Below are 3,642 nucleotides of genomic sequence, written 5' to 3' on the forward strand. Positions count from 1 at the left end.
AAGCTGCTCATCCTAGATGACTGGGGAATGGAAAAAATGAGTGCAAGACAGGCCAATGACTTACTTGACGTGATGGAAGAACGATATCAAAACACCAGCACCATTATCGCTAGCCAGTTGCCCGTTAACGAATGGTACAAACTCATCAATAACCCCACCGTGGCAGATGCATTACTCGACCGTTTACTGCACAACAGCCATCGAATTGAACTGGCTGGCGAATCGATGAGAAAACTAGACCAATCCGATCACTTAAGGTAAAACTGGCAAGGACGAAAAAGAAGAAGAAAAAGTGATCGGATAAAACCGAAACGACCGACCGGATTCACCGAAATACGCAAAAGTCGACTTCGTTTTATGCTTTTCTCCGTCGACTGTCGTAGCAAATGACTTTAGAGTTGAACTTGAAGCGATAACTGGAAAACGTTTTTGTGGTGGACTTGGCGCAATAGGTTCATCACTGACTTACCAAAGTATGAGGCATTTGGACGATACGTTTTGGCAGCTTTTGAGTAGCTACCGAGTGTTTGTGATTTTTGATGAAATACATCACTGTGCAGGTAACCAAATTGAAAATGCCAATGCCTGGGGGGCAGAGATTTTAAAGCATATTCAAGGGCGAGCAGTTTATACCATAGCGTTGACTGGAACTCCTTGGAGAAGCGACACTATTCCCATTGCTCTTGCAAATTACATAGGTGAGCATGGTCGTTTACACGTAGATTACAGCTATGATCTAAAGCAGGCTATCAAAGATGGCGTTTGTCGCGTTCCGCATCTCACTCTTGTAGATAACGAGCTTATTACTGTTATTGAGGATGGCGGTAAAGAAAATTTTCAATCGATAACCAAGTTTTTAGAAGATAGTACCCTTCCATACTCAGAAATCATTTTCCATGATGAGGTTTTACGGGAAACACTGGAGCGTGGGATTGTTCGATTGAACAAAGAACGATTAATTGCTGAAGATGCAGGAGGCTTAATCGTTGCATCATCGATCTCTCACGCTAAAAAAATCCAATATTTGTTAAGTCAACTTGGTGAATATAGCAAAGTTGTGACATACCAAGAAAGTGAACCTGAACGGTTGATTCAAAATTTCAAAAGAAGTAATGAAAAATGGATTATCTCGATTGGCATGATAAGCGAAGGAACAAATATTCCCCGCTTACGAGTCTGTTGCTATCTCTCACTAGTAACAACGGAACTCTACTTCAGGCAAGTGTTGGGGCGAGTTTTAAGAGCGCAAAATAATGATCGCGAAATGGGGTATTTTATCACTCCAGCGCACCCTCGCTTACTCGAATTTGCAAGTAGAGTTGCTGGAGAAGTACCACATTGTGCAGTTCTGAACTCTTCAAATATAGATGATTTGGATTTTACGAGGTCACGCGTATTAATTGGTGACTCTTCTCTATGCTTCAATCCACAAGTAATTACTAAAACCGTTGCCGAAAAGGAATTCGATGAGGGTCTTCGTAACGATCTGCTTCCTTTATGGTACGACTCGACAATAGACTCATTTGGTCGCTTCCGGCAGAAAATTTTCATGTTGTAAATCTGATCTACACTTTTTCAGTGCTAAAAGGTTTGTTGCAAATGAAAAACTATAAATGAAAAGAAAACGACCGTTTGTTTCGGCTCACAAGCCTTCCCAGATTGTTGGCGAATTTTACTTGCCCGTGCGTAACTAAACTCGTAAATTAATCTATGTAAAGAAAACCTACCTTTTTTTGAATTACAGAATGAAAATCGGTTATGCGCGAGTCAGTACGGACGAACAATCCGACAGTGCTCAGCTAGATGCATTACAAGAAGCTGGATGCGAAAGAATCTACCAAGAAAAAGGTAGTGGTAAGTCTCGCCCAAGACCTGAACTAGAACGAATGACCGACTCTCTTCGTGCCGGTGACGTGGTTGTTGTTCAACGACTCGATCGCTTGGGTCGAAGCTTGAAAGATTTAATTGAGCTCCTTGATGAATTTAAACAGCAAGGTGTTCAGTTTATTAGTTTGAATGAGAGCATTGATACCACGACGGCAGTGGGTGAGTTGGCTTTTCATATGATTGGTTCAATCGCGCATTTTGAAAGGCGCATAATTTCCGAGCGAACCAAGGCTGGGCTTGCGGCTGCCAGGGCCAGGGGCCGAAAAGGCGGGCGCAAAGCCAAACTGACCCCTTCAGACATAAGAAAAGCGCATGCGATGTTACTCGATCCTGATGTGACTAAGGCCGAAATAGCAGAACATTTTGGGGTAAGCCGCCCCACACTCGATAAAGCGCTTAATAAAACTGCTATTAAGTGTTTAGATTAGAAAATAACGACAGCACTTAGTATCAAGTTCCAGATGCAACATTGAGCTCGGAGTTTGGCGATTGTGGCATCACCTCATCTACGAAACTGTGCGTGAAAACTGTTTTATGTGAAGACATTAATGGAAGATAAAAAAGAATACATCGACTTATATGACGGGATTCAACCTCCGCACTTATCATTTTACAGTCAAGCAATTAGATTTAACTTGGAGTCCGCAATATATTCTGTTGAATCTGTTACCAATATTTTAGGAGAGGCGGATACGGAAGAAAAGTTGTCTGTTGCTACAGATGCAATTCTTGATGCAGTGCAAAATATGCTTGTTCACACGGCAAACTTGGCGAAGTATTTTTGGGAAACAAACAAAGGGCAGCATAAGATCCATAGGAAAAGAGCACAAAATCTAAGAAAAGTTTTTGATGTCTCAAATAACAGTGTGCTCAAGAATAAAGACCTTCGGAACCATCTTGAACACTTGGATGAAAATATAGACAAGTACCTCTGGTCAAAACCAATCGTTGGTAGAATTTTCCCCGCTTATGTAGGGCCAGAAATGGTGAGAGATAATGTTCCATATCATTTCTTCAGAGCATTTTTCACAGACTCAGGAACTTTTGAGTCTTTAGGCTTACGGTTTGAGATGCAGCCCATAGTTGATGAGCTATATAGCCTTTATAGAAGAAGTTTCGGTGAGACAAAAACATAAGATGGATTGGTGTGATTACCAAGGGATTATGTCGGTCTAATTACCGAGCGATTTTGTCGTAAATAGCATATCAGCCAGTTGCTAAACTGGCTATCTTTTATGCCGATTCAGCCAGAGCATTAGATTTTTCGACTCGCAATGCGGTGGTATTCATATTGTTTCTTAGCCAAATGCTACGCACACCGCCCGCGCTAATTTCAACACCTAGGGCTTCACTGAGCTTTATCGCGACTTTCTGCTGACCAAGGTGAGGGTGTTCAATTGAGAATTGCACAACGGCGTCTTCTATCGCCTTATCCACACAGTTTTTGTGACGCAGATCAGGTGTTTCTTGGCGTTTTAGTGCGGCAGGGCCACCTTGCTTAACCAGTCTTAAGTGTCGATGAATAGTGTCCCGTGATACGCCACTTTGGCGCGATGCAGCGCTGACACTTCCAAGCTTTTCGATTAACGCTAATACTTCAAGTTTCTTCTGTATTGCCAAGTCTTCTGATTGTAGTGGCATAGTTAATTTGGCCACCCATTAAGAAAGAAATGTTATGCTAATAAGCATACAAATTTGGGTGAAAAAATGACGAAATTAAAACGTGCAACGTATTCTGCTGCAATCAAATTAGAA

Annotated in this window: 4 protein-coding genes and 1 pseudogene; 4 read left to right on the forward strand and 1 reads right to left on the reverse strand. The window is 41.8% G+C overall.

Features of this window, described 5'->3' with window-relative positions; all coding sequences use genetic code 11:
* The 4 genes from GTH32_RS18970 to GTH32_RS18985 all read left to right on the forward strand — a co-directional run.
* Positions 1 to 261 (forward strand): ATP-binding protein (locus GTH32_RS18970; RefSeq protein WP_163088742.1); only part of this gene is annotated, 261 nt, incomplete at its 5' end.
* Between the two features lie 223 nt (positions 262 to 484).
* Positions 485 to 1,558 carry a DEAD/DEAH box helicase gene (locus GTH32_RS18975; protein ID WP_246223323.1) on the forward strand — a complete coding sequence of 358 codons (1,074 nt, stop codon included), beginning with the start codon at positions 485 to 487 and terminating at the stop codon, positions 1,556 to 1,558.
* 187 nt (positions 1,559 to 1,745) lie between these two features.
* Positions 1,746 to 2,315, forward strand: coding sequence for a recombinase family protein (locus GTH32_RS18980; RefSeq protein ID WP_163088743.1), 570 nt, complete (start codon positions 1,746 to 1,748; stop codon positions 2,313 to 2,315).
* A 120-nt stretch (positions 2,316 to 2,435) separates the two neighbouring features.
* On the forward strand, positions 2,436 to 3,023 hold the full coding sequence (locus tag GTH32_RS18985; RefSeq protein WP_163088745.1) for a hypothetical protein: 588 nt from the start codon (positions 2,436 to 2,438) through the stop codon (positions 3,021 to 3,023).
* Positions 3,024 to 3,120: 97 nt separating this feature from the next.
* Here GTH32_RS18985 and GTH32_RS18990 read toward each other — a convergent pair.
* Positions 3,121 to 3,522 (reverse strand): annotated as a pseudogene (locus GTH32_RS18990) (helix-turn-helix domain-containing protein); the annotation flags it as partial.
* Between the last annotated feature and the right edge of the window lie 120 nt (positions 3,523 to 3,642).

Source organism: Alteromonas profundi, from assembly GCF_010500865.1.
Lineage (GTDB): Bacteria > Pseudomonadota > Gammaproteobacteria > Enterobacterales > Alteromonadaceae > Alteromonas > Alteromonas profundi.

What these genes read in the sequence shown, in the direction of transcription:
- GTH32_RS18980 (WP_163088743.1), top strand. Translation starts at nt 1,746, where the DNA reads ATGAAAATCGGTTATGCGCGAGTCAGTACGGACGAACAATCCGACAGT.
- GTH32_RS18985 (WP_163088745.1), top strand. Translation starts at nt 2,436, where the DNA reads ATGGAAGATAAAAAAGAATACATCGACTTATATGACGGGATTCAACCT.